Source organism: Parabacteroides faecalis, from assembly GCF_022809355.1.
GTDB classification, from domain to species: domain Bacteria; phylum Bacteroidota; class Bacteroidia; order Bacteroidales; family Tannerellaceae; genus Parabacteroides; species Parabacteroides faecalis.
Genome location: NZ_JAKZMM010000017.1, coordinates 38,082 through 56,912, shown reverse-complemented (window position 1 = coordinate 56,912; position 18,831 = coordinate 38,082). Strand labels below are relative to the sequence as shown.

The 18,831-nt window shown below is 41.6% G+C and carries 15 protein-coding genes; 5 read left to right on the top strand and 10 right to left on the bottom strand.

Going from position 1 to position 18,831, the window contains the following annotated elements; genetic code table 11:
- Positions 1-50 precede the first annotated feature (50 nt).
- A complete protein-coding gene (locus MUN53_RS08320; protein ID WP_243324706.1) occupies positions 51-1,883 on the top strand; it encodes an LTA synthase family protein in 1,833 nt (610 codons plus the stop codon).
- A gap of 84 nt (positions 1,884-1,967) precedes the next feature.
- Here MUN53_RS08320 and MUN53_RS08315 read toward each other — a convergent pair whose 3' ends face one another.
- Positions 1,968-3,542, bottom strand: coding sequence for an Rne/Rng family ribonuclease (locus MUN53_RS08315; RefSeq protein ID WP_243324704.1), 1,575 nt, complete (start codon positions 3,540-3,542; stop codon positions 1,968-1,970).
- A 226-nt stretch (positions 3,543-3,768) separates the two neighbouring features.
- A complete protein-coding gene (locus MUN53_RS08310) occupies positions 3,769-4,041 on the bottom strand; it encodes an HU family DNA-binding protein (RefSeq protein WP_022457004.1) in 273 nt (90 codons plus the stop codon).
- A gap of 184 nt (positions 4,042-4,225) precedes the next feature.
- Here MUN53_RS08310 and mutY point away from each other — a divergent pair, with 184 nt between their 5' ends.
- Positions 4,226-5,305 carry an A/G-specific adenine glycosylase gene (mutY, locus tag MUN53_RS08305; protein ID WP_243324703.1) on the top strand — a complete coding sequence of 360 codons (1,080 nt, stop codon included), beginning with the start codon at positions 4,226-4,228 and terminating at the stop codon, positions 5,303-5,305.
- A 190-nt stretch (positions 5,306-5,495) separates the two neighbouring features.
- On the opposite strand, the gene MUN53_RS08300 is transcribed toward mutY, so the two are convergent.
- The 3 genes from MUN53_RS08300 to MUN53_RS08290 all read right to left on the bottom strand — a co-directional run bounded on the left by MUN53_RS08300 (position 5,496) and on the right by MUN53_RS08290 (position 10,003).
- Positions 5,496-6,533, bottom strand: coding sequence for a DUF3810 domain-containing protein (locus tag MUN53_RS08300; protein ID WP_243324701.1), 1,038 nt, complete (start codon positions 6,531-6,533; stop codon positions 5,496-5,498).
- A 9-nt stretch (positions 6,534-6,542) separates the two neighbouring features.
- Positions 6,543-7,256, bottom strand: a complete 714-nt coding sequence (tsaB, locus tag MUN53_RS08295; protein ID WP_243324699.1) for a tRNA (adenosine(37)-N6)-threonylcarbamoyltransferase complex dimerization subunit type 1 TsaB — start codon at positions 7,254-7,256, stop codon at positions 6,543-6,545.
- A gap of 65 nt (positions 7,257-7,321) precedes the next feature.
- Positions 7,322-10,003, bottom strand: coding sequence for a calcium-translocating P-type ATPase, PMCA-type (locus tag MUN53_RS08290; protein WP_243324735.1), 2,682 nt, complete (start codon positions 10,001-10,003; stop codon positions 7,322-7,324).
- Positions 10,004-10,125: 122 nt separating this feature from the next.
- Between MUN53_RS08290 and MUN53_RS08285 the strand changes: the two genes are divergently transcribed.
- The gene (locus tag MUN53_RS08285; protein WP_243324697.1) at positions 10,126-11,106 is read left to right on the top strand and encodes an alpha/beta hydrolase; all 981 of its coding nucleotides are present in this window, start codon (positions 10,126-10,128) and stop codon (positions 11,104-11,106) included.
- A gap of 25 nt (positions 11,107-11,131) precedes the next feature.
- Here MUN53_RS08285 and MUN53_RS08280 read toward each other — a convergent pair whose 3' ends face one another.
- Entirely contained in the window at positions 11,132-12,055 is a 924-nt protein-coding gene (locus MUN53_RS08280) for a TIGR01212 family radical SAM protein (RefSeq protein WP_243324696.1), read from the bottom strand.
- Between the two features lie 123 nt (positions 12,056-12,178).
- On the opposite strand from MUN53_RS08280, the gene MUN53_RS08275 reads away from it, so the two are divergent.
- Both MUN53_RS08275 and MUN53_RS08270 read left to right on the top strand, forming a co-directional pair.
- On the top strand, positions 12,179-12,700 hold the full coding sequence (locus tag MUN53_RS08275; protein ID WP_243324695.1) for a DUF4251 domain-containing protein: 522 nt from the start codon (positions 12,179-12,181) through the stop codon (positions 12,698-12,700).
- A 155-nt stretch (positions 12,701-12,855) separates the two neighbouring features.
- On the top strand, positions 12,856-13,755 hold the full coding sequence (locus tag MUN53_RS08270) for a sugar phosphate isomerase/epimerase family protein (RefSeq protein ID WP_243324694.1): 900 nt from the start codon (positions 12,856-12,858) through the stop codon (positions 13,753-13,755).
- A 54-nt stretch (positions 13,756-13,809) separates the two neighbouring features.
- Here MUN53_RS08270 and MUN53_RS08265 read toward each other — a convergent pair whose 3' ends face one another.
- The 4 genes from MUN53_RS08265 to lysS form a co-directional block, all read right to left on the bottom strand.
- Complete coding sequence (locus MUN53_RS08265) at positions 13,810-14,550, bottom strand: HAD family hydrolase (protein WP_243324693.1); 741 nt, start codon at positions 14,548-14,550, stop codon at positions 13,810-13,812.
- A gap of 106 nt (positions 14,551-14,656) precedes the next feature.
- Complete coding sequence (locus MUN53_RS08260; RefSeq protein ID WP_243324692.1) at positions 14,657-16,003, bottom strand: glucose-6-phosphate isomerase; 1,347 nt, start codon at positions 16,001-16,003, stop codon at positions 14,657-14,659.
- A 12-nt stretch (positions 16,004-16,015) separates the two neighbouring features.
- Positions 16,016-17,011: an NAD(P)H-dependent glycerol-3-phosphate dehydrogenase gene (locus tag MUN53_RS08255; RefSeq protein WP_243324690.1), complete on the bottom strand. Its 996-nt coding sequence runs from the start codon at positions 17,009-17,011 to the stop codon at positions 16,016-16,018.
- 15 nt (positions 17,012-17,026) lie between these two features.
- Positions 17,027-18,757 (bottom strand): lysine--tRNA ligase, encoded by a 1,731-nt coding sequence (lysS, locus tag MUN53_RS08250; protein WP_243324689.1) that lies wholly within the window; start codon positions 18,755-18,757, stop codon positions 17,027-17,029.
- Between the last annotated feature and the right edge of the window lie 74 nt (positions 18,758-18,831).

Genomic DNA, 18,831 nt, shown 5'->3' with positions numbered 1-18,831 from the left:
TGATCTCTGCCTGGCAGAACCTTCATAACCTCGTTTTTTATCTGTTTCCTATGAAGAAAAGAATTCTTTTTCTTATTCTCCTCTTTCTTGCCTGGCTACCGGTCTTCATCATACAGAAACCTTGGTTTCTCTTCTATAACAGAAGCATGACAGAGACGCTGAGTGTAGCCGATTATTTCCAAGTCATCTGGCATGGATTGAAACTTGACTTGACAGTGGCCGGTTATCTGACGGCACTCCCTTTATTATTCGTCCTTATTTCGGTTTGGTATAATGGGGATTGGCTTCGCAAGACACTGAAGGGTTATTTCCTAATCATGGCCATTATCATTGCAGCCATCTTTGTTGTGGATGTTGCCCTTTATGCTTTTTGGGGCTTCCGTATGGATGCGACAGTGCTCTTCTACCTGAAATCACCGGGAGATGCTTTGGCCAGCGTTCCTGCCGGCTTGTTTCCGGTCCAGAGTGTAGCCTTTTTGATTTACGCTTATCTGGCTTATAAATACCTGGCAAAACTAGTTTTGCCAATGGCAGACTTCAAGTCTGCCGGAAACCGATGGTTGACTTCGTTAGCCATCTTAGTATTAGGAGGCCTGATGTTTATTCCAATTCGAGGAGGCGTAACGACTTCGACCGCCAATGTCGGCATGGTTTATTACAGCGACAACACCTTTCTAAATCATTCGGCCATTAACCCATGCTTCAGTCTGTTGACTTCCATCTCCAAACAACAGGACTTTGCCGAACAGTTTAATTTCTTCCCCGAAGAAAAACGGGAGAAGCTCTTTGCAGACCGATACGGTGCACAGAATGAACTGACTCCTGATACTTGTCGTTTATTGAATGTTACCCGGCCAAATATCCTGATCATCATTCTGGAAAGCTTTTCGGCCAATGCCATTGCAACGACTGGAGGAGAAGCCCATGTAACACCCAATCTGAACGAACTGAGTAAAGAAGGTATCTTATTCGATCATTTGTATGCCAATTCATTCCGGACAGACCGCGGATTAGTATCCATCCTTAACGGATATTTGGCACAACCTACCACATCGATTATGAAGTATCCAGCCAAAAGCCAGACACTTCCATCGATCGCCCACAGTCTGAACAGACAAGGCTATACATGCGATATGCTTTATGGCGGAGATATTAACTTTACCAACATGCAGAGTTATTTCTATAACTCGGGATATGCAGCCATCACATCCGATAAGGACTTCCCGATTTCGGAACGGCTGAACAAATGGGGAGCCAATGATAATGTCACCTTCAATCATTTATATCAGGTAATCAAAGACAGGGCTTCAGAAACAGACTCGTGGATGACAACATTCCTCACGTTAAGCAGTCACGAGCCTTTCGAAGTGCCTTATCATCATTTCGAACATCCTTATCTTAATTCAGTGGCATTTACCGACAGCTGCCTCGGAGCCTTCGTCCGTAAAGTCAAGGAAACACCGGTATGGGACAACCTGCTTATCATCCTGACAGCTGATCACGGCTTCCGCTATCCCGACAAGGTAAAAGACTACGAACCGCTTCGTTATCACATTCCGATGCTTTGGTTGGGAGGAGCCATTAGAGAGCCGCGTGTGATTTCTACCTTATGTAACCAGACAGACTTGGCAGCAACATTACTGAGCCAGTTGGATCTTCCACACGAAGAATTCCGTTTCAGTAAGAATATCCTGACACACGAACCATTTGCTTTCTATACCTTCGGAAACGGTTTCGCATACATCGACAGTACCGGTTATTCGGTATATGACAACGAAAGCAATCGGGTTATTCAAGAATCGGATGCCCAGCAACGCGAACAACGGCTTGAAAAGGGAAAAGCTATCCTGCAAACGCTGTATGATGATTTGGGGAGAAGATAATAACAGATGAATAAAGTAAAACGCCGATAAGTCAAACTGAAAAGTGAACTTACCGGCGTTTATTTCATACTATAAAAGGAGCGATCAGCCTTTGCCTTCTTGCGCTTCTTTCATATCCAATTCATTGTTATTTTCATCGAAAAACTTATATTCCAAAAATGCAAGACTTTGGTTTGGGACAATCTTTAGCCCATGTGTATATTTCATCTTCCATTGCCAACTTAAAGGGAATAACCCTTTATTCACATAAGCTGCCACATAAGGATGGATATGTAGGGTGAATTTCTTCAAATGATGTTTATTGACGAGACAATCAATCTTTCCCTCCAAACTATCCGTAAACAAAATAGAGGGTTTCACGGTACCAGAACCATAGCAGGCGGGACAAGTCTCAGAGGTTTCAACATCCATCGCCGGACGAACACGCTGACGTGTTATCTGCATCAGGCAGAACTTACTCAAAGGCAAAATATTGTGTTTTGCCCGATCGCAAGCCATTGCTTTTGTCATGTGCTCGAAAAGTTTCTGCTTATTCGCATTATCATGGATATCTATAAAATCGACCACAATAATTCCGCCCATATCTCGCAGGCGCAACTGACGGGCAATTTCATCGGCAGCAGCCAGATTGACTTCCATAGCTGTTTGTTCCTGATCTTCGCTGCTCTTCGCCCGGTTACCACTGTTCACATCAATGACGTGCATGGCTTCCGTATGGTCGATCACCAAATAAGCACCGCTCTTATACGTTACTGTACGTCCGAATAAAGATTTTATTTGCTTGGTAATTGCAAAATTATCAAAGATAGGTAATCCGCCGGTATATAATTGTACAATATTCTCACTTCCGGGAGCAATCAGGCTCACATACGCCCGAATACTATTATAGACATCCGGATCGTTCACATAGATATTCTGGAACGAAGGATTGTAAATGTCGCGCAACAAAGCCACCGCACGTCCTGTCTCTTCATAGATTAAAGAAGGATTCTTATCTTTCGAGAGCTTAGCAATACTTTCTTCCCAGCGCGCTACCAGAGTCCTAAGTTCATGATCGAGTTCAGCAACTCGTCTTCCTTCGGCAGAAGTACGAACAATCACCGTAAAATTCTTCGGTTTGATACTCTGAATCAATTGGCGCAACCGGGCACGTTCTTCCGATGTCTTGATCTTGGAAGAAACAGAAACCTTATCGCCAAAAGGAATCAAAACAATGTATCTGCCGGCGAATGATAACTCGGAAGCCAGACGCGGACCTTTTGTTGAAATCGGTTCTTTGGCGATCTGCACCAAAACTTCCTGACCGATTTTCAGAATATCCCCAATACTTCCGTCTTTCTCGATTTCCGGTTCGTTTTGCAACTTCGATATAGAAACAGCCTTTTTAGGATCAGACAAGACCTGTTTCAAATACTTCTGCTGCATGTTGAAGTTCGATCCTAAATCTTGATAATGAAGAAATGCATCCTTTTTATACCCTACATCAATGAACGCAGCATTCAACCCCGGCATCAGTTTCTTCACCTTGCCTAAATAAATATCGCCTACCGCAAACTGAAGATTCCGGGCTTCTTTCTGAAGCTCTACCAGATTCTTGTCTTCCAGTACGGCAATCGACATTTCCTGGGGTTCAACATTTACAACTAATTCACTAATCACTTCAGGTTTCATTTAAGAATGGAGACCTTATAAAATAAGCAAAGAACAAACTTAAAAGGTCTCTTATTAAGTTTGTTCTTTTGACACAAAAAAAGACTTACTTCTTCTTATGTCTGTTTTTCTTCAGTCTTTTTTTACGCTTGTGAGTAGACATTTTATGTCTTTTTCTTTTCTTTCCGCTTGGCATCGCTTTAAAAATTTAAAAGATTAAACGTATAAATTTTACTTATTTTACTTCATTCAAAAACGTTTTCGCGGGCTTGAATGAAGGAATATTATGTTCTGGAATAATAATTGTCGTATTCTTTGAAATGTTACGAGCTGTTTTTTGTGCTCTCTTCTTCACAATAAAACTACCGAAACCTCTCAAATAAACGTTTTCATTCTTAGCTAAAGAACCTTTAACTATTTCCATGAATGATTCCACGCTTGCCAATACTGTTTGTTTATCAATACCAGTACTTTTTGAAATCTCGCTAACAATATCTGCTTTCGTCATGTCTTATAATTTATTTAATTAATTGGACCTTATAATTTTTTGGAATGCAAATATATAGCTTTTTCTTGAAGAGAAAAAGTAATTCTATCGCATTTTTTAGGAAAAATATTTCTGCTTATTCCTGATTATATCCGTATGTTTGCACATGTCAATCAGTTATGTAATTCATTTAACACAGACTTTCATGAAGATAGAGACGAATAATGACACTTATATCAGCAATAAACTCATTACTTGGTACCAGACAAACCGCAGGGAATTGCCTTGGAGAGAAACAACAAATCCTTACATTATCTGGATTTCCGAAATCATTTTACAACAAACACGCGTAGCACAGGGACTAGATTATTTCAATCGGTTCGTTGCCCGTTTCCCGAATGTGCAAGCATTGGCCGAGGCTTCAGAAGATGAAGTCCTGAAATACTGGCAAGGATTAGGTTATTACAGCCGGGCAAGGAACTTACATACGGCAGCAAAGACGATCATGCAGCAATTCGGAGGCAAGTTTCCGACCGACTACTCAGACGTAAAATCATTGAAAGGCATTGGCGATTATACAGCCGCAGCTATTGTCTCTTTTGCCTGGAATAAACCCTACGCCGTTGTCGATGGAAATGTTTATCGGGTACTTTCACGTCTGTTTGCCATCGAAACGCCTATCGACACTACGCAAGGAAAGAAAGTTTTTGCCGAACTGGCTTCTTCTTTGCTATCGCACCAGCAGGCTGGTTTGCACAACCAGGCTATCATGGAACTGGGAGCCTTACAATGTGTTCCGCAAAATCCCGATTGTACAATTTGTCCCCTAGCCGATGTTTGCATGGCTTATCTCCAGCAAAATGTATCGGATTATCCAAAGAAGCAAGGAAAGATTAAAACACGTAACCGTTATTTCCATTACTTATACATTATATATAAGAAACAAACTACCTGGATTCAGAAAAGGCAAGATGATGATATTTGGAAAGGTTTGTATCAGTTTCCGCTGATTGAAACCGAACAGCCATGCGAATGGGAAGCTTTATCTCAAATGGAAGAATGGAAAAAGGTATTTCAGGGCTGTGGAAAAATAACGGTACAAACCATAAGTCCGGTACGCAAGCATGTTCTGTCTCATCAGACTCTTTATGCGACATTCTATCAAATCGAAGTAGAAAATACAGGCGATCTCTCATCGAACTACCAACAAATAGCGACAGACGAGCTGGATTCATACGCAGTTCCTATACTTATCCATAAATACCTGATTTCTTTAGATTTATAGAAAACTTAGGGATGCGTATAAAAAGCCTATAGGAAATGAAAAAATTTACGCCGGCTTTTGATGAATTTGCGCCGGCTTTTTGGCAAAATACGCCGGCTTTTCCGACAAAACCAACGAGGATCAGAAATGAAACTCCCGGGAATCATTTTTGATTCTCGTTACTTATAGTTACCATACCAGCCAGCAGGTTTTAGAAGGAAGCAGACTGAGCCGCCATAATCAAACCAATCACTTCGGAATAATTGGCCGTTCCGGAAGAAATCCGATTTCCTTTCAGATACCAGTTATACATCTTGTCTTGTATTTCACCCAGCAAAGGATTATAAAGATTCTGCCAATGATCAGCTTTTTCCCGATATAAAGAAACAATCTCAGGGCGAAGTGTCTCTCGCCAGGCTTTGAAATCAGCTTCGGGCAAAACACGATAAGCATTGGAAAGAACATAAGGCAACAAAGAAAAGTAACCGGAAAAACGGATCTCCCGTTCAGATGATGTCGTACAGATAAGGTAACTGTAATAATTGGCTTCGGCTTCACTGGAAATTCCCAAGACATGCGCCATTTCGTGAGCACAAGTAGCAGCATACTGAACCGGAAGCAAATCTTTGCTCAGATGAGATTCTATAAAGAAAGGGCCAATATATCCCATCACACCTACTCCACTCATCAAGGAAGGGAACAACATAGGTTTCGGCCGTAAATTCTCAGGCGGACAAGTTAAACCATATTTCGTATCTAAAACAGCATAACTAGCTTTAATTGCCGCTTCCACCTTTTCTTTTTCCACCGTATCCACAGGACAATAGGCTGCATTCAAAGAATCAGTATAAACTTGCAAGAAACGTCCGAACAATTCTTCTGAATAGACTTGCCGTTGTAACTGAGTGCGCTGGTAAAAATCATTCCGGTAATAATTGAGTCCCCACACCGCATAAAACCAGATATACACCCAAACTAAATATTCTACTACATGAACCAACGCTTGTTTTACCCGATGTTTACACAACAGCGCATAAAGCAGATACAACAAAATACCAGCCAAACTCCCATAAATAAACAAATCATTGAGAGAAAAAGGAAAGAAGGAAGAAAAACAAGCGAGTCCGCCGGAACATACAGGGTAAATGGTGGTTGCATACCATTCTCCTCCATGCGGAAAGAGTTTCAGCAACCAGACCAACACCAGACAAACTGCCTGTATAATCCAGCGGACTCGTATCTTCTTCATATCCGCTTATTATTTATGCGGATGCAATACTTCGCCTAATACTTTATTCTTGGCAATCGTAGCCTGGAATTCTTTCAGATAGAAAGGTTCGAAATAGGCTACATCTTCAAATTGACGGTTGGCATAACGTTCTTCAGCCAACGACATCATCTGTGCTGCTATCGGATGTACATCCGGAATAAAGACAGCATTCGGATGCTCTATCACGGATTTACATTTACCGGAACCGTTACCGAAGAAACATACTTTTCCTTCGTTCAGATAGGGTGCATACGTTTCAGCAGTGACAATGTCGGCCTTCACTTCACGTACTTGTTCCCGTCTCTGATTATAGATGGCAGCATATACTTCCATCCGACGTGCATCCAACATCGCGCAATACAAAGCATCGTTCTCAGGATAATTCCGAATGGCAGTAGAAGCCAGCAGTTCCAGAGTCGGAACACTGATCAAAGGAATACCTAAGCCAAAACAAATTCCTTTCGCCATAGAGACACCGATTCTCAATCCTGTATAAGAACCCGGACCGGAACTTACGGCAACAGCATCCAGCGAAAGTCCGTTTTCTTTCGCACTCTTCAAACAATCGGCTACATACAATCCCAACAACGAGGCATGTGAATGACCTTCGTAAGAAACCTTTTCTTCTACGACTACACCATTGTTCGTCAGCGCAGCTGAACAAACATCGGTAGATGTATCAATATGTAATATACAAGGCATAACTATAATTTATATTTTCAGGAATGCAAACTTACGCATTCCTTTTTAATATTACGCTAAACGCTTTATGATTTCTTGCCGAACAACCGGGCAATCTCTCCTACCCAAAGTACCAGCGAAGAAGATCCAATAATAATTCCCCAGTCAGACCATGACAAAGGAACGACGTTGAACATCGGTCCGCCAAACGTCACAATCAAGTATTGACCGATCAGAATCAACAAGGCCACAAACAAGAAACTCTTACAAGCTCCCAAATGAGCAAAAGCAGAACTTCCTTCCATAAATGCTTTCGCATTAAACATATTCCAGAACTGCAACATAACAAAGAAACTGAAGAACCACGACAAATCACGGGGCGACAATCCTTCGGAAGCATGGAAATGCAACAATAAGCCCATCAATATAATCACAAATATTGCACCGACACCAAAAATCCGATAAGCCATCGGGCGCGTAATAATGAAATCTCCGTCTTTTCCACTCTTACGGGGTTTATCTTTCATTACTTTCTCGTTCGGCGGCAATGAAGCCAAAGCTCCGGCAGCAAAGGTATCCATGATCAGATTCACCCAAAGCATCTGCGTAATAGTCAGCGGAGATTCGGTTCCAATCAATGAACCTAACAAGACAATCAAGCAGGCAGCGACATTGATAGTCAGCTGGAACAGCAAGAAACGCTGGATATTCCGATACAACGAACGCCCCCACATCACCGCACGGGTAATACTTCCAAATGAATTATCCAAGATTGTGATATCACTGGCCTCCTTGGCAACCGATGTTCCATCGCCCATTGATAATCCGACTTGTGCTGCTTTCAACGCCGGAGCATCATTGGTTCCGTCGCCAGTAACAGCTACAACAGCCCCTTTCTGCTGCAACAATTGAACCAACCGCTGCTTATCCGTCGGACGAGCCCGGCACATAATCTTCAGATCCAATACACGATCCAAAGCCTCTTCATCACTCAAAGCTTCGAACGCCGGACCGGTAATGATATTTCTGTCAGTATCTTCCGGTTTCCAAATGCCAATCTGACGACCGATTTCTCGGGCAGTACCCGGTGTATCACCCGTAACAATCTTGACAGAAATACCCGCATCCATACAACTTTGTACGGCAGCCGGCACATCCGGACGAACAGGATCGGAAATAGCTACAATACCAACATACGTCAAATCCAAATCTTTATTCAGACGTCCATCCGTATAAGGCGCCAGATTCGCACCATCGTCCAATACCTGATAAGCAAAGCCCAACGTACGCATCGCCATATTCTGATAAGCCAGTAATTGTGCTTCAATCTTAGGCTTGGCTGCTTCTACCGATACATAATCACCATCCATCGCTACCCGCTTACAGTTTGACAAGACGATTTCGGGAGCACCTTTCACATACAAAACCTTCTTACCCAACAAAGGCGAATCCACTACTGTGGCCATATATTTTCTTTCGGTAGAGAACGTCAGCTGGCTAACGACCGATGCAGCATCTCTCACATTCAGGTAATCTACACCTTGTGCATTCAACCATAACAACAAAGCCGCTTCTGTCGGATTACCCAAAGTCTTTACCTTATCTCCTTCACGTTCCAGATTGGCAGTCGAGTTGACAGAAATACCTTCCTTGATCAAACGACTTAATGTATCATCCGTCAGTTTCTGATCCGGCAAATTATAAAACTTCGTCTCATGAATTTGCATCTGATTCTGTGTCAGTGTTCCGGTCTTATCGGTACAGATAACTGTTGTTGCCCCCATTGTCTCACAAGCATGCATCTTACGAACCAGATTATTCGTCTTCAACATCCGATTCATACTCAAAGCCAAACTCAAGGTCACACTCATCGGCAAACCTTCGGGAACTGATACTACAATCAGAGTAACAGCCACCATAAAGAAATTCAGCAGATGGGAAATCAATTCCATCCATGAATAATCCTGACCACCTATAAACAATTTCGCCGTTAATGCAATAAAGGTAACAGCAGCAATCGCATAACCGGCCTTACTGATTACATTGGCTAATCCTTTCAATTGAATCTGAAGGGGCGTATCTATATTATTGTCAATCTGCGAACCTTCATATACTTTTCCGTAACCGGTAGCATCGCCAACCTGTTCAACCACCATGACACCGTGACCATCTACAACAGTCGTTCCACGCATGACCACATTGGATGGATACGTTGCTTCAGGATCAAAGTCTTCTTCCTTGGTGGTCTTTCCAATCATCGGTTCACCCGTCAGCGTTGATTCATTGACCTGCAAAGAAACGGCTTCCAACAAATGACCGTCGGCCGGAATTTCTTCTCCTGTTCCCAGCATGACAATATCACCAACCACTACCTCTTTTCTCGGCACTTCCGTGATATGTCCATTCCGGATCACTGTTACCAGAATATCATCATTTACCGTGTTTAAGATATCAAACGCACGATTCGCTTTTACTTCAAAGAAAAAGCCAACACAACTAGCCAACATAATGGCAAAGAAAATACCCAGTGGCTCCAGGAAGGCTGAGAAGCCCGCTGCTTCAGGTCCCCAGCAATGCACACCGGCAATCACCATTGACAAAAGCCAAGCTACCAACAAAATCCGGATAATCGGATCTTCGAACTTTTCCAAAAACTGTTTCCAAAGAGGAGTTTTCTCCGGAGGAGTCAGTACATTCTCACCATGCAAACGGCGGCTTTCCTCTACCTGTGCAGAAGTAAGCCCCTGATATTGCTGTTTATTTTCCATCATACTTAATTAAAGGGTTACTAAAACGAGTCACAAAAATACATAAAGATTTAACAGATAAACAATGCTTTTTGTTTTTTCTATACCTTTGCTATATATTAACATCAAGAAACACCATAGCCATGACAAAACTTTGTTTATACATATCCTGCTTGATTACATTAGTTGCTTGTACTCATTCTTTGCCATCGGCAAGTAATCAACCAATATCTCCAGAAGTCATAAAAGAGAATTTCGTCTTTGCCACCCACGGGAATGATACCTTGTCACTCGATAAGTACGAATTTCATTCTACCATAGATTCGATAAAGAAACCTGTCATTCTATTTGCTTTTGGTGGAGGTTTCAAAGGAGGCGATAAGGCATACAAAGGTTATATCAGCTTTTTCCACTTTTTGGCACGACAAGGTTTTGTTGTTGTATCTACTGATTATCGGACCGAGCTAAAAAATCTGGAAACTTCAAATATTCAATCGCCGATCGATTTTATGCAAGTTCTACAACAAGCCATCGACACGGCTGTTACGGATTTCTATGATGCTACTTCTTTTATTCTATCTCATCATGACGCATGGAATATCAATCCACAGCAAATCATAGCCTGTGGTTCCAGTGCCGGAGCCATCACTGCCTTACAAGCTACTTATTATAGATGTAATCAAGCTACATTTGCTCTGCAACTGCCGGATACATTCCAGTATGCCGGCGTTATTTCTTTTGCCGGAGCTATTCTGGACAGTCATGTTCCGACTTGGAAAAACAAGCCTTGTCCTATGCTCCTGTTTCAAGGTCGTGCCGATAACATCGTACCATTTCAGCAAGCGACACTGGCACCTTTCGGTGGACTTTGGGGTTCCGAAACTATTGCTGCAAGTCTAAAAAAAGTCAAGGCTTCTTATCAATTCCATATTGTTGAAAATGCAGGACATGAAATTGCCGACTTGCCTCTTCATCGTAACCAATATGATGTTATGAGTTTTATCACCCGACTAATCATCCATAAAGAGTCCATAGTGATTGAAAGCCAAGAATCAATTCCAATTGAACAAATAACCAACCCTCGTTTTACATTACAAGATTATCTAAACAATAATCTGAAGTAAAAAAGAAAGAAAAGGTCGGACAGATTTACTCATACAATTTTCCTTGCCAAGTACCTCGTTCAGCAAATCGTTTGTTGACCTTTGCGGTAAACTCATAGTTTTTCAGTCCCCAATCAGGTGCAATCAACAACTCTTTGGGCGACTGAGAAACAAATCGCTCCACAATGAATGAAGGATTCAACCGTTCGACAAAGTCGATCGCCAAATCAATATACTCATCCACTGTATAAAGATGAAAATCAGATGGATTTTCTGCATATTCTTTCGCCATCCGTGTATTCCGGATTAACTGAAGCTGATGTAATTTCAATGTTGTCAGCGGTAATGAAGAAATACGATGGGCATGTTCCAAGATATCTTTCCTGTTTTCTCCTGGTAATCCTAATATCAAATGAGCTCCGGTATAAATACCACGAGCCGCCGTCCGACGAATAGCCTCTTCCGATTCCCGATAAGAATGTCCCCGATTAATACGCAATAATGTCTCCTCTTTCGTACTTTCAACCCCATATTCGATCATGACAAATGTATGTTTCGACAGCGATGCAAAATAATCCAGCAATTCATCCGGCATACAGTCGGGACGAGTTCCGACAATCAGACCTACCACACCTGGAAAAGCCAAAGCCTCTTCGTATTTTTTCATCAAGGCTTCCATCGAATCGTACGTATTCGTATAAGCCTGGAAATAGGCCAGGTATTTCATCTCCGGATATTTTCGGGAAAAGAAATGAACGCCCTCTTCCAATTGTTCCGTTACGCTTTTCTCCGTATGACAATATTCCGGACTGAATGTCTGATTATTACAATACGTACATCCGCCCCATCCTTTGGTTCCATCACGATTCGGACATGTAAATCCTGCATTGATTGATATTTTCTGTACTTTCCACGCAAAACACTTCCGCAGAAAATCTCCCAAGTCGTTATAAGGTTTTCTTTTTTCCATAACGCAAAGATAATATTTCATATCTAAATAGATTTAAAAAGGTCCAACATTCAATCTTCTCCAATTGTTATTCCTATAAAAGATTAAGTACTTTGTTAGAATAACAATAAAATGAAGATGATTATGAAAAAGAATTTTCTGATACAAACATTATGTGTATGGATTTTTATGATGATGAGTGCTTCTATACAAATGGCTGAAGCGCAAGAAAAAGAAAACAGACAAGAGCAAGTAGCCGAAACCATTCAAAAAGCCCTCGATGCACAAACTTATAAAATAGATGTAGACTACATGTATCCGATGAAAGGCAGAAGTCGGGCTTTGACCAGTCTTTATTCTTTAGAAGTCAAGAATGATTCAATCTATTCTTATCTGCCTTACGTAGGTGAAGCATATAGTGTTCCTTATGGCGGAGGTAAAGGATTAAACTTCCGGGCTCCTATCTGCCAGTACGAATCAAAGGAAGGGAAAAAAGGTGCTACCGAAGTTCTATTGAAAACCCGTAATGAAGAAGATTCCTATACATTCCGTATTACCATCTATAAAGATGGAACTTCGCGAATCCATGTCCAACCCAACAACCGGCAATCCATTTCATTCAGTGGTAAAATTAATCCGAACGATCAACAAGGACCTTCCAAATAAGTTAGTAAAGCATTAACAAGACGGGAAAAGGAAGAAAATGCAGAAAAAAGATAATAATAGCAAGAAAAGAGTAAAATTTATTACACAAATTATCCATATTTAGAAATATAAACCTTAATTTCGTGGCAAATTATTTTACTCAAAATTTTAGTGCTATGCAAAACAGACGAGAATTTTTAAAGCAGGCTTCTTTATTGCTTGCCGGTGGTTTAGTAGCACCGCAATTGTTAACCTCTTGTGGTGGAAAAGGTGCTTCTAGTGCAGCAAGTGAAACAGCCAAAAAACACATTGGTCTTCAACTTTACTCTTTGCGTGATGACATTAATGATCTGGGTATCCAGAAAGTATTGGAAATCGTTTCCAAAATGGGTTATGTAAATCTGGAAACTGCCGGTTACAGCGACGACGGTAAGATTTACGGATTAGATCCCGCTGAATTCAAGAAGATTTGTAACGATTTAGGTATGAAGCCAACCAGCGCACACTTGTCTCACTTCATCGGTGACGATATGAATAAAGACTTGGCTTGGTGGAATGCTGCTATCGAAGCACATAAGAAAGCAGGTATGAAATACATGGTTATGCCTGTTTCTCCGATCAACGAAAAAGCAAGCATGGACGATTTGAAGAGATATTTCAGCGACTACTTCTATCAAATCGGTTTGGCTGCTGCCGGTGCCGGTATCAAATTCGGTTACCACAACCATGATTACGAATTCAAACAGATCGAAGGTCAGACTATTTATGATTTGATGCTTGAAAACTCAAGTCCGGATCATATTTTCTTCGAAATGGATGTTTATTGGGTTAAACGAGGTGGTAAAGATCCTGTAGAATATCTGAAGAAATATCCGAACCGTTTCCCGGTATTACACATCAAAGACGAAACAGCTATTGGTGCTAGTGGTACAATCGACTTCAAACCAATCTTTGAACAAGCTTATGCAAACGGTATGAAAGACTGGTATGTAGAAGTAGAACGCTACGATGGAACACCGCAGGAAGATGTTCAGAAGAGCTATGACTTCTTGAACAATGCTGCTTACGTAAAATAAAGACAGAATTAATATAACAGAAGGAAGTGGAGAGTAAACTCTCTGCTTCCTTTTTTATTTTCCCACTGCCTGCATCAGCAATGGCCAATGAACGGCCAATGATTCCATAGATGGAAAAAGCAGATTAGCACCTTCTTTCCACAAGACTTCATCAGCCAAAGGACCAGTATTTACTGCTATCGTGAATATTCCTGCTGCAACTCCGGCACGAACACCCAACGGTGCATTCTCAACAACAAAAGCCTCATGAGCAGAGACTCCGGCTTTTACCAAACCCATCAAATAAGGTTCGGGATCCGGTTTCCCATACTTGACATCAAAAGCCGTTACCATCTTATCCGGAGTAAAACAATGTGGATAGGTATGTTCCAGTTTATCGATCAAACTCTTCTGTCCTGATCCTGTTACCACCAAGCGTTGCAATCCAGCAGCTGCTACTTTTTCCAAAACATCCGAAGCTCCCGGCATCGGTTCTCCGTCATTGTAATGGCAAAACAAAGCCGATTTCTCTTCGTATATTGCCTGTTTCTCTTCATCCGTAGCTTTCCGCTGAAAGGTACGCATATAAAGTTCATCGATCGTACTTGAGCCGGTACGCCCTTCGTACAGATAAAAATCTTCTTCCGTACTTATCAATAAATGCGCATCAGCCACCTCTTTCCAAGCCCGTGCATGAAAACGCATTGAATCATACAATACGCCATCCATATCAAACAAGACAGCTTTCGGATTCAATTTAGAACCCTTTCTTACCTCGTAATCTTGTACGGCTTTCCTAATAAAATCCAGTTCCATGCTTTCCCTTTTTCATAAAAAAGATTGCCTGAAAAACCAATGCAAGAAATATATCTCCGCATGTTTTTCAGGCAATCTGTAAAAATATCAGTATGAAATAATCTTTTTATAATCTGCTTTTGATTGCTTCACTTTCCTTTTCATATCCTGGTTTGTTCAACAAAGCAAACATATTCTTCTTATATGCTTCTACGCCCGGTTGATTAAACGGATTTACACCCAAGATATAACCGCTGATACCACAAGCCTTTTCAAAGAAGTAGAACAACTGTCCGATGTAATACGGAGAAACTTCCGGCATTGTTACTTTAATATTGGGAACACCACCGTCAACATGAGCCAATTGTGTACCCAGTTCAGCCATCTTATTAACTTCATCTACGTGTTTACCAGCCAAGAAATTCAAACCATCCAAGTTAGCCTCGTCTGTCGGAACTACTACTGAATGATTAGCCTTCTCTACAGAGATAACTGTTTCGAAGATGGTACGTTCGCCTTCCTGAATCCACTGACCCATTGAATGCAAATCAGTTGTCAAATCTACAGCAGCTGGGTAAATTCCTTTTCCGTCTTTTCCTTCACTTTCACCATACAACTGTTTCCACCATTCGCCGATGTAATGCAATTTCGGATGGAAGTTACACAAGATTTCTACTTTCTTTCCACTCTTGTATAATTCATTGCGAACAGCAGCATACTGAGCTGAGATATTTTCTGCAAAAGGAACACTCTGATCAGTTGCCTTTTCCATTGCCACAGCACCTGCTACCAATTCACGGATATTTACTCCTGCCACAGCAATTGGCAACAGTCCAACCGGTGTTAATACAGAGAAACGTCCACCTACATTGTCAGGAATAACGAAAGTCTTGTAACCTTCCTGATCTGCCAAAGTACGCAAAGCACCTTTACGGGCATCTGTAATAGCTACGATACGATGTTTAGCTTCTTCTTTACCTACTGCATCTTCCAATTGTTTCTTCAAGATACGGAAAGCAATAGCAGGTTCAGTTGTCGTTCCTGATTTAGAGATATTGATGATACCGAACTGTTTGCCTTTCAATACTTCACTCAGTTCATACAAATAGTCTTCACCAATGTTGTGACCGGCATACAATAAGATCGGATTCTTTCTGTCGTTTGCATGTAACCAGTCAAAGCTGTTATTCATCGCTTCAACAACGGCACGGGTTCCTAAATAACTACCACCGATACCAATAGCTACAACAACTTCACATTTTGAGCGCAAAACGTTCGCTGTATTTTCTATTTCAGTCAATTCAGCGTCTGTAATAGAAGAAGGCAAATGCAACCAACCCAGGAAGTCATTCCCAGCGCCATTACCTTTATGCAATGTATCCATACAAGCGTTTACTGTTGCTTCCTGTGTCAGAATCTGCTCTTTAGAAACAACGCCTAATGCTTTCTCAAAGTTCAAACAAATGTTTTTCATAAAGCGAATGATTTATTTAAATGTTTGTGTCAACTGCCGGATAACAACCATTGGCGATTTCCGTTCATACAAAATCGCATACAAGGCATCCAATATCGGCATATTGACTTGATATTTCTCGTTAATCTCATGAATACACTTTGTCCCGTAATAACCTTCGGCTATCATCTCCATTTCCAATTGGGCCGTTTTTACCGAATAGCCTTTTCCAATCATCGTACCGAAAGTCCGGTTACGACTGAAACGGGAATAAGCGGTTACCAGTAAATCTCCCAAATAGACAGAATCGGTAATATCACGTTCGAGTCCATGAACCGCATACAGGAAGTTTCGCATTTCCTCGATCGCATTACAGATAAATACCGCCAGGAAGTTATCTCCATACTTCATTCCGTGACAAATACCTGCAACAATTGCATATACATTCTTCAAGACCGAGGCATACTCTATACCTGTCACATCCTTGCAGCAATAATTCCTCAGGTATTGGTTCTTAAATACCGAAGATAACTGGTAAGCATAATCAATATCCGGGCAAGCCAAGGTGATATACGAAAGACGCTCTAACGCAATTTCCTCGGCATGGCACGGGCCGCCTATCACAGCGATATGATTGATCGGAACATGATAATATTCCGAAAAGTAATCGGCCACCAGCATATTTTCATCCGGCACAATTCCTTTGATGGCTGAAACAATAAACTTATTTTCCAGCGAAGTAGTCACCTTTTTCAGATGCTGCTTCAAGAATGGTGACGGCGTTGCAAAGATGAGCGTATCCGACTCTTCTATCGTCCGGTTAATATCGGAATAGAAATTAATCCGGTTTATATCGAACTCTACGGCCGACAAGTAACTCGGGTTGTGTCCTGTCTGCAGGAAATCCTGAATCTGATCGTCACGCCGCATATACCAGTTGATGCGCTCTTGAGTAGAGAGTACAATCTTGGCTAAGGCGGTAGCCCAACTACCGCCTCCCATTATTGCAATTTTTCCAGGCAAATTCATTTCTTGTATCAGATTTTATTTGGCAGCATTGGCAATCCAAGCTTCAATGTCTTCCGCTTTCGGATTTTCCAATCCCAACTTATATTTCTTATTGAGCTCACACAGTTCTTGTCTTACTTTGTTCGGGTTGGCCTCTTTCAGCGTTTCTACTGTTACATAGCCGGCCTTCTGCAGAGCAGGAACCCAATTTGCATCCACTCCTATGGCTGTATATTTATCAACAGCATCTTTTTTCACGGTCTTTTCCGGACGCATCTGCGGGAAGAACAAAACTTCCTGGATTGTAGTCTGTCCTGTCATCAACATAACCAGACGGTCCATACCGATACCCATTCCGGAAGTCGGAGGCATACCGTATTCCAATGCACGGATAAAGTCCTGATCGATGAACATGGCTTCATCATCTCCTTTTTCCGACAGACGGAGCTGTTCCTGGAAACGTTCGTACTGATCGATCGGGTCGTTCAATTCAGAATAAGCATTAGCTAACTCTTTTCCGTTTACCATCAACTCGAAACGTTCTGTCAGGCTCGGATTGGTCCGGTGCTTCTTGGTCAGCGGAGACATTTCGATCGGATAGTCAGTGATAAAGGTTGGCTGGATATAATTACCTTCACAGAATTCTCCAAAGATTTCATCAATCAATTTACCCTTACCCATCGTTTCGTCGATCTCCATATTCAGTTTCTTGCAGACTTCACGGATCTGGTCTTCATCCATTCCTGTCAAGTCATATCCGGTAAATTCCTTGATAGAATCCAACATGGTGATACGTTTGAACGGAGCCTTGAAACTGATGATATTATCACCCATCTTAACTTCTGTCGTTCCGTTGACATCCAGACAAATCTTCTGAAGCATCTTCTCTGTAAAGTCCATCATCCAGTTATAATCCTTATAGGAAACATAGATTTCCATACAAGTAAATTCCGGATTATGTGTACGGTCCATACCTTCGTTACGGAAGTTCTTCGAGAATTCATATACACCTTCAAAACCACCTACGATCAAACGTTTCAGATAAAGCTCGTCGGCAATACGCAAATACAAAGGAATATCCAAAGCATTGTGGTGAGTAATAAACGGACGGGCTGCTGCACCACCAGGAATAGACTGCAGGATCGGAGTTTCAACCTCCAGATATCCGTGGTCATTAAAGTAGTTACGCATAGAGTTGAATACTTTCGTACGCTTCAAGAAAATATCCTTTACTCCATCATTAACCACCAAGTCCACATAACGCTGACGGTAACGCAACTCAGGATCGTTGAAACCATCATAGGCTACACCGTCTTTGTATTTTACGATAGGCAGCGGGCGCAATGATTTCGACAATACTGTCATTTCTTGCGCATGAACAGAGATTTCGCCCATCTGGGTACGGAACACGAATCCTTTGATACCCACAAAATCTCCTATATCCAACAATTTCTTAAATACAATATTATACAGGTCTTTGTTTTCATCCGGACAGATATCGTCACGAGAAATATACACCTGAATACGGCCTTTCGAGTCTTGCAGCTCCATAAACGAAGCTTTTCCCATAATACGACGGCTCATGATTCGGCCGGCAATGCACACCGAGCGCGGTTCTGCATCGTCTTTGAATGATTCTTTTATTTCTGTAGAAAAAGCATTTGTTACATACTCTGCTGCGGGATACGGCTCGATCCCCATCTGACGCAACTGTTCCATGCTGTTACGTCTAATGATTTCCTGTTCGCTCAGTTCTAATAGATTCATTGCGCTATTATTTTGTATAAATACAGTGCAAAAATAAGAAAAATATCGGTAATCAGGATGTAACAGGATGGCTT

Excerpts from the sequence above, each read along its gene's own strand:
- MUN53_RS08320 (WP_243324706.1), top strand. The coding sequence starts at position 51 with ATGAAGAAAAGAATTCTTTTTCTTATTCTCCTCTTTCTTGCCTGGCTA.
- MUN53_RS08310 (WP_022457004.1), bottom strand. The coding sequence starts at position 4,041 with ATGACGAAAGCAGATATTGTTAGCGAGATTTCAAAAAGTACTGGTATT.
- mutY (WP_243324703.1), top strand. The coding sequence starts at position 4,226 with ATGAAGATAGAGACGAATAATGACACTTATATCAGCAATAAACTCATT.
- MUN53_RS08300 (WP_243324701.1), bottom strand. The coding sequence starts at position 6,533 with ATGAAGAAGATACGAGTCCGCTGGATTATACAGGCAGTTTGTCTGGTG.
- tsaB (WP_243324699.1), bottom strand. The coding sequence starts at position 7,256 with ATGCCTTGTATATTACATATTGATACATCTACCGATGTTTGTTCAGCT.
- MUN53_RS08290 (WP_243324735.1), bottom strand. The coding sequence starts at position 10,003 with ATGGAAAATAAACAGCAATATCAGGGGCTTACTTCTGCACAGGTAGAG.
- MUN53_RS08285 (WP_243324697.1), top strand. The coding sequence starts at position 10,126 with ATGACAAAACTTTGTTTATACATATCCTGCTTGATTACATTAGTTGCT.
- MUN53_RS08280 (WP_243324696.1), bottom strand. The coding sequence starts at position 12,055 with ATGGAAAAAAGAAAACCTTATAACGACTTGGGAGATTTTCTGCGGAAG.
- MUN53_RS08275 (WP_243324695.1), top strand. The coding sequence starts at position 12,179 with ATGAAAAAGAATTTTCTGATACAAACATTATGTGTATGGATTTTTATG.
- MUN53_RS08270 (WP_243324694.1), top strand. The coding sequence starts at position 12,856 with ATGCAAAACAGACGAGAATTTTTAAAGCAGGCTTCTTTATTGCTTGCC.
- MUN53_RS08265 (WP_243324693.1), bottom strand. The coding sequence starts at position 14,550 with ATGGAACTGGATTTTATTAGGAAAGCCGTACAAGATTACGAGGTAAGA.
- MUN53_RS08260 (WP_243324692.1), bottom strand. The coding sequence starts at position 16,003 with ATGAAAAACATTTGTTTGAACTTTGAGAAAGCATTAGGCGTTGTTTCT.
- MUN53_RS08255 (WP_243324690.1), bottom strand. The coding sequence starts at position 17,011 with ATGAATTTGCCTGGAAAAATTGCAATAATGGGAGGCGGTAGTTGGGCT.
- lysS (WP_243324689.1), bottom strand. The coding sequence starts at position 18,757 with ATGAATCTATTAGAACTGAGCGAACAGGAAATCATTAGACGTAACAGC.